General features: G+C 68.8%; 5 protein-coding genes and 2 pseudogenes. 3 read left to right on the top strand and 4 right to left on the bottom strand.

Going from position 1 to position 6,698, the window contains the following annotated elements:
- The 4 genes and pseudogenes from DBR34_RS11055 to creB all read right to left on the bottom strand — a co-directional run.
- Nucleotides 1-224: pseudogene (locus tag DBR34_RS11055) on the bottom strand (hypothetical protein); the annotation flags it as partial.
- Nucleotides 225-234: 10 nt separating this feature from the next.
- Nucleotides 235-1,554 (bottom strand): cell envelope integrity protein CreD, encoded by a 1,320-nt coding sequence (creD, locus tag DBR34_RS11050; RefSeq protein ID WP_128096828.1) that lies wholly within the window; start codon nt 1,552-1,554, stop codon nt 235-237.
- 99 nt (nt 1,555-1,653) lie between these two features.
- On the bottom strand, nt 1,654-3,114 hold the full coding sequence (gene creC, locus DBR34_RS11045; protein ID WP_128096827.1) for a two-component system sensor histidine kinase CreC: 1,461 nt from the start codon (nt 3,112-3,114) through the stop codon (nt 1,654-1,656).
- Between the two features lie 3 nt (nt 3,115-3,117).
- A complete protein-coding gene (gene creB / locus DBR34_RS11040) occupies nt 3,118-3,810 on the bottom strand; it encodes a two-component system response regulator CreB (protein ID WP_128096826.1) in 693 nt (230 codons plus the stop codon).
- Nucleotides 3,811-3,855: 45 nt separating this feature from the next.
- On the opposite strand from creB, the gene rlmJ reads away from it, so the two are divergent.
- The 3 genes and pseudogenes from rlmJ to DBR34_RS22705 form a co-directional block, all read left to right on the top strand.
- Nucleotides 3,856-4,713, top strand: coding sequence for a 23S rRNA (adenine(2030)-N(6))-methyltransferase RlmJ (rlmJ, locus tag DBR34_RS11035; protein WP_128096825.1), 858 nt, complete (start codon nt 3,856-3,858; stop codon nt 4,711-4,713).
- Nucleotides 4,714-4,808: 95 nt separating this feature from the next.
- Nucleotides 4,809-5,354 (top strand): GNAT family N-acetyltransferase, encoded by a 546-nt coding sequence (locus tag DBR34_RS11030; protein WP_038689569.1) that lies wholly within the window; start codon nt 4,809-4,811, stop codon nt 5,352-5,354.
- A gap of 99 nt (nt 5,355-5,453) precedes the next feature.
- Nucleotides 5,454-6,698 (top strand): annotated as a pseudogene (locus tag DBR34_RS22705) (transcription-repair coupling factor); the annotation flags it as partial.

Genomic DNA, 6,698 nt, shown 5'->3' with positions numbered 1-6,698 from the left:
GCCAGGGCACCGCGGCCCTGGCGTGCACCGGACAACCAGTCCAGGCCTTGGCGCTGCACCCCTTCGCAGGTCCGCGCCGCCAGCTTGAAGCGCACCAGGCCGGGGGCCATGCGCGCCCCCGGCAGGGCCGCCAGCACACTGCTGGCCTGCAGCAGTGCGTCCACTTCCAGCAGTTCGGGAATGCCCTGCCACGCGCGTTGCCGCAACCCGTTGCGCCAGCTCATGTGCCGCTCCTTACTTCAGGCTCGCGCCGACTTCGTACCAGTCGATCCGGCGGGTGATCCACATGGCGCTGGCCAGCACGCCGAACAGCAGCAGCGAGCCCATCAGCAGTGCGTTGTTCTCCGAGATCAGCAGGCCGTACAGCGCGCCGTACAGCACGGTGAGCATGCCGGCAAAGCCCAGGCCACGCGCCCAGCTCTTCAATACCCCCGACAGATACACCGCCTGCACCCCGATGCAGGCCACCGCCGACACCAGGTAGGCCAGCCAGAACGGAATGTGTTCGGACAGGCTGAGCAGCAGCAGGAAGAAGATCGCCAGGGCCAGGCCCACCATCAGGTACTGCAGCGGATGGATGCGCAGGCGCTTGATCAGCTCGAACAGGATGAAGCCGACGAAGGTGAGCAGGATGAAGAGGATGCCGTATTTGCTGGCGCGATCGGCCTGGGTGTAGATGTCCACCGGGTTGACCAGTTCAACGCTGACCGTTTCCGGGTCCAGGTCCTTGCTGTCGCGCAGCTGGCGCTGCGCTTCGGAGGCCAGCGAGGACACCGCCCACTGCGCGTCGAAGCCGGTGTCGGTCACGGTGCGCTGGTTGGGCAGGAAGCTGCCGCCGAACAGCGGGTGCGGCCACGGCGAGCGGATCGCGATGCGGCTGTCATCCCCCACCGGCACCACCGCCAGCGAACGGGTGCCGTCGAGCACCATGTCCAGCTGCAGGCGACTGCCCTTGAGCATGCCGCCGATGCTGTCATCGAAGTCGCGCAGCGGCACGTGCAGACCCTTGCCGAGTCCGTTTACATCGCCGATGCCCGGCTGCAGCGTCAGCGCTTCGCCGTCGACCTGCAGCGTGGGCGAACCGACCAGACCGCGCAGGTCGGCGATACCGACGGCCAGGTACGGCGTGCCATACACGCGCCCGGCCTTGATGGGATAGTCGTCGTCGGCGAACTCGGCGGTGATCTTCGCCTTCCAGCTGTAGACCGGTACCCGGAACAGGCCGACCCGGCGTTCATCGGGCTGCATCTGCCCGTCCACCCGCAGCGTGGCCGGCATCTGCAGCCAGTAGCTGTGCTCGGTCTGGATCTCCTTCTTCTTGTTGCCGGCCGCGTCGACCACCTCGACCTCGCGCGTGTCCGTCCACGGCACCACGCGCACCGGACCGGTCAGGGTCTGCGCACCGGCGCGGCTCTGCGACACCCGCAGGTACGCCTCATCGCGGTACGCCTCGCGCTCCTTGATCACGCCCTTGATCATCATCAAGGGAATCAGCAGCAACAGGATCAGGCCGCCGACAATGGCGAACCGCAACAGCATTTTCAGGGATTTCATGGCCCGTCCTCGGTTGGGAGGGGGCCAGCTTCGGGCGCGGTGGTGTGCGGGGTTTGTGCTGAGTTTGAAGTCTGTGTGAAGTGCCTGCCGCGCCTGGGCTCAGCGCCGGATCGGCGCGCCCGGGTCGCGCATTGGCAACCACAGCGATGCCAGTGCACCGCCGCCTTCGCGGTTGCGCAGCTGCACCCGCCCACCATGCAGGCGCGCCACTTCCTGCACGAACGACAGCCCCAGGCCGGAGCTGCGCAGGCCGGTGGCTGGCCGCGCCAGCGAATAGAAGCGCTCGAACACGCGGTCCAGCGCATAGTCGGGCACGCCGCTGCCGCGGTCGGCCACGCGCAGCACCACGCCATCGCCTTCGCGCGCGGCGCTCAACTGCAGGCGGCTGTCGGCACTGGAGAACGCCAACGCATTCTCCAGCAGGTTGTTCAAGGCCTGGCGCAACAGATAGCCGTCGCCCTGGATGACCAGCCCATCGGGAACCTCCACGTCGATCGCCACCGCGGCGGCCTGCGCGCGCATCGCCACCGCGCTGGCGGCCGCCTGCAGCAGCGGGCCCAGGTCGATGCGCTCGCGCTTCTGCAGCCAGCCGTGCTGTTCCACTTCGGCCAGCGCCAGCAGTTTGTCGATGGTTTCGGTGAGGCGCTGTTCCTGGCCCTGGATGCTGCGCGCGAAATGCACGCGGTCGGCATCGGGCAACGGTTCCTGCAGCAGTTCGGCCGCCCCGCGGATCGCGGCCAGCGGGCTCTTCATCTCGTGGGTCAGCGACTGCACGTACTGCTCGACGTAGGCCTTGCCCTCCAGCTTGCGGCGCATGGTTTCCAGCGCCTGGCCGAGGTCGCCGATCTCATCGCGCCGCGGCTTGGGCGGTGGCACCGGTTCGCCGGCACTGACCGCCTTGGCGTAGCGGTTGAGCCGGTTCACGCCGTGCATCAGCCACGCCGTCATCAACAGCCCGATCAGCGCCGACAACCCGATCAACCACGCGCCGCGCTGCATGATGGCGCGCTGGCTGGCGGCAATGAACGGGTCGATGCTGCGGTTGGGTTGGGCCAGGCTGAGCACGCCGATCAGGCGCGTGGCATCGGCCGGGTCATGGATCGGCGCGGCCACATGCATCACCGAATGGGTGTCGTCACCGGGGGTTTCCGGGCTGGAGCGGGCGCCATATTCGCCGCGCAGGGTGCGGTAGACGTCGTTCCAGCGCGAGTTGTCGCGGCCAATGCCCTGGCCGGTGGAGTCGTACACCACGATGCCCTTGGCGTCGGTGATGGTCACCCGGTAATCCAGCGTGCGCTTGGGGAAACGCCACACCATCGCCTTGGGATCGCGGCGTTGCGCGCGGGCCAGGCTGGCCACGAATGGGCCATTGCGGATGCGCCCGGCCTTGAGGTCGGCGGCGGCCATCTCGGCCAGCACGTTGGCGGCATCGACCAGTGTCGACTCCATCGCCTGGCGCACGCCGGGCTTCACCTCGTTGACGAAGATGCGCATCACGAAGAACGCGGCGATGCCCACGATCAGGAAGAACCCCAGGAACAGCTTCAGGCCCAGCCGCATGGCTCAGACCTCCAGCGCGTAGCCGAGCCCGCGATGGGTGCGGATCGGGTCGGGATCGGCGCCTGCGGCACGCAGCTTGGCCCGCAGCGTCTTGACGTGGGTATCCACGGTGCGCTCGGCGCTGTCGGCGTCGGTATCCCAGCCCCGGTCCATCAGCTGGGCACGGCTGAGGATGGCGCCCGGGCGCTGCAGCAGCGCGGCCATCAGCGCGTACTCATAACGGGTCAGCTCCAGCGGCTGCTCGGCAAAGCGGATGCGACGGCCCTCGCGGTCGATCGCAAAGCGCCCGTGCTGCTGCCAGCCGGCCTGCTCGGCCGGGGCGCTGCTGCTGCGGCGCAGACGCGCGCGCACCCGGGCCACCAGTTCGCGCGGCGAGAAGGGTTTGGCCATGTAGTCGTCGGCGCCCAGTTCCAGGCCCAGCACGCGGTCGAACTCGTCGTTGCGTGCGGTCAGGAAGATCACCGGCACTTCGCTGAAGGTGCGCAGGCTGCGACACACCTCGAACCCGCTCATGTCCGGCAGGCCCACGTCCAGCACCACCACGTCGAAGGCCTGCTGGCGCAGGGCCTCCAGCGCGCCGCCTCCAAGCAGGCAGTGCTGGGCGCCGTAGCCTTCGCTGCGCAGGGCATACAGGACGGTGTCGGCGATGGCGGTTTCGTCTTCGACGACCAGGACGTTGTGCAGGGGGCGGTTCATGCGCGCAGCATAGCCGCTGGGCCCGCCGCCCCGTACACTGCGCCGATGAATTACCGCCACGCCTTCCATGCCGGCAACCATGCCGATGTGCTCAAGCACATCGTGCAGCTTGCCCTGCTCGACACCTTCAAGCGCAAGGACAGCCCGTTCTTCGTGCTGGACACCCACGGCGGCGCCGGCCGCTACCTGCTGGCCAGCGAGGAAAGCCGCAAGACCCTGGAGGCCGAGGACGGGGTGATGCGCCTGATGGCCCAGCCCACGCTGCCGGCGGTGGTCGAGCAGTACCTGAAGGCGGTCCAGGCCGACAACCCGGTCGGGGCCATGATCAGCTACCCCGGTTCGCCGCTGCTGACCGCCCGCGCCCTGCGCGAGCAGGACCGCATGGCGGTCTGCGAGGTGCAGGACGACGAAGCCGCCTCGCTGAAGGCGCTGTTCGCCCACGACAGCCGGGTCGGCGTTTACCACGCCGACGGCTATGCACAGAACCGTGCCCTGCTGCCGCCCAAGGCCAACGGCGTGAAGATCGGCCGCGGGCTGGTCCTGATCGACCCGCCCTACGAGGGCCAGGACGCCGAGTACCAGGCCATTCTGGCCTCGGTGAGCGAGATCCTGGGCCGCTGGCCGCAGGCCACCTTCGCGATCTGGTTCCCGATCAAGCAGCGTCGCACCATCCTGCATTTCCTGCGCAAGGCCTGCGCATTGCCGGTGAAGTCGGTGCTGACCGCCGAACTGCTGATCCGGCCGGACGACTCGCCGCTGCGGCTCAATGGCAGCGGCATGCTGCTGCTCAACCCGCCCTGGCAGTTCGACCAGGTGCTGGCCCCGGCCATGCCGGCGCTGAAGCAGTTCCTGGGCGAGGCCGGCGCCAGCACCCGGCTGCAGTGGCTCAAGCAGGCCGAATGAGCGCCCTTGCGCGCCCCTGAACGGCGTGAGCGTTCCGTTCACGGAACCGGCGCCCGGGGATGCGAGAATCCGAAGACCACCTAGGAATCACCGGTATGGCTACCCGTAACCGCATGCCGCCCTGGCACGAGATTTTCAAGGCACCCAGTGGCCACGAGCTGCTGATCCGCCCGATCCGCCCCGAAGACGGGGCGCCGCTGCATGCGGCCTTCAGCCTGTTCGGGCCCGAAGAGATCCGCGACCGCTTCCTGCAATCGGTGACCGAGCTGTCGCCGGAAACCACCCAGCGCCTGACCCACCCCAATCCGAAGAGCGAAATCACCCTGGTGGCGGCCGAGTCGCTGCCCGCCGGTGAAGCCGTGGTCGGCGCGGTGGCACGGGCCTCGATCATCCAGGGCACCCGCGAAGCCGAGTACGCCATCCTGGTCAGCCGCTTCCTGGTGGGCCAGGGGCTGGGCCGGCAGCTGATGCGCAAGCTGGTCAAGTGGGCACGTGGCAAGTACCTGGACCGCCTGTACGGCGACGTGGCCGAAGAGAACGAGCCGATGAAGCAGCTGGCCGCTTCGCTCGGCTTCAAGCCGGTGCCGCACCCGCAGGGCACGCCCGGGTTGGTGCGCATGGTGCTGGAGCTCGACAGCTGAGGGAGTGCCGGCCGTAGTGCCGGCCGACACCGGCTCGCGATTGGCAACAGACCGGGCTGACACGGCCGTGACTTCGGCGTCTGCTAAAATCGACGGTTCATGTCACGTCCCTCCTATCCCGCTCCGCCGCTGCCCCGTTCCGGCCAGCTCCGCGCCTGGTGGCGCGCTCCCGCTTCGGCCACGGCGTTGGCCTGGTACGTCGCCCGTGCCGCCGAGGTCCATGACGGGCCGCTGCTGGTCATCGCACGCGACAACCACGGGGCCAACCAGATCGAATCGGATCTGCGCACCCTGCTGGGCGGCGCGTCCGCGCTGCCGGTGGTGGCGTTCCCGGATTGGGAAACCCTGCCCTACGACGCCTTCAGCCCGCACCCGGACATCATCTCCCAGCGCCTGGCCGCGCTGCACCAGCTGCCCACGCTCACCCGAGGCATCGTGGTCGTGCCGGTGCAGACCCTGCTGCAGCGGCTGGCCCCGCTCAAGTACATCATCGGTGGCAGCTTCGACCTGAAGGTCGGCCAGCGCCTGGACCTGGATGCGGAGAAGCGGCGCCTGGAAGCGGCGGCCTACCGCAACGTGCCGCAGGTGATGGACCCGGGCGATTTCGCCGTGCGCGGCGGCCTGCTCGACGTGTTCCCGATGGGCGCACAGACGCCGTTGCGCATCGAGCTGCTGGACGAGGACATCGATTCGATCCGCGCCTTCGACCCGGAAAGCCAGCGCTCGCTGGACAAGGTTGATGCGGTGCGCATGCTGCCCGGCCGCGAAGTCCCGCTGGACGACCTGGCCGTGTCGCGGGTGCTGGCCACCCTGCGCGAACGCTTCGACGTGGATACCCGGCGCAGCGCGCTGTACCAGGATCTCAAGGCCGGGCTGGCACCGGCGGGCGTGGAGTATTACCTGCCGCTGTTCTTCGACCAGACCGCCACCCTGCTGGACTACCTTCAGCCGAACGTGCTGCCGGTGATCGGCGCGGGCGTGGGCGAAGCGGCCGCAGCCTTCTGGGCGCAGACCGGCAACCGCTACGAGCAGCGCCGCCATGACGTGGAGCGCCCGTTGCTGGCGCCGCAGGAGCTGTACCTCAGCCCGGAAACACTGAATACCACGCTCAATGCGCTGCCCCGCATCGAGATCCGGAACGCCGACCACGCGCGCATCGACGACGCGCAGCCGCTGGGCGACCAGCCGTTGCCGCCGCTGCCGGTGGCCGCGCGCGACGCACCGGCCGGCGAAGCACTGAAGTCCTTCATTGGCCACTACCCGGGTCGGGTGCTGATTGCCGCCGATTCGCCCGGGCGCCGCGAAGCGCTGCTGGAAGTGCTGCAGGCGGCCGAGCTGAAGCCG

The organism is Stenotrophomonas sp. HMWF003 (genome assembly GCF_003061285.1).
Classification (GTDB): Bacteria; Pseudomonadota; Gammaproteobacteria; order Xanthomonadales; family Xanthomonadaceae; genus Stenotrophomonas; species Stenotrophomonas maltophilia_AP.
Note: the sequence above shows the minus strand (reverse complement) of the source record. Positions and strands in the feature narration are given on the sequence as shown.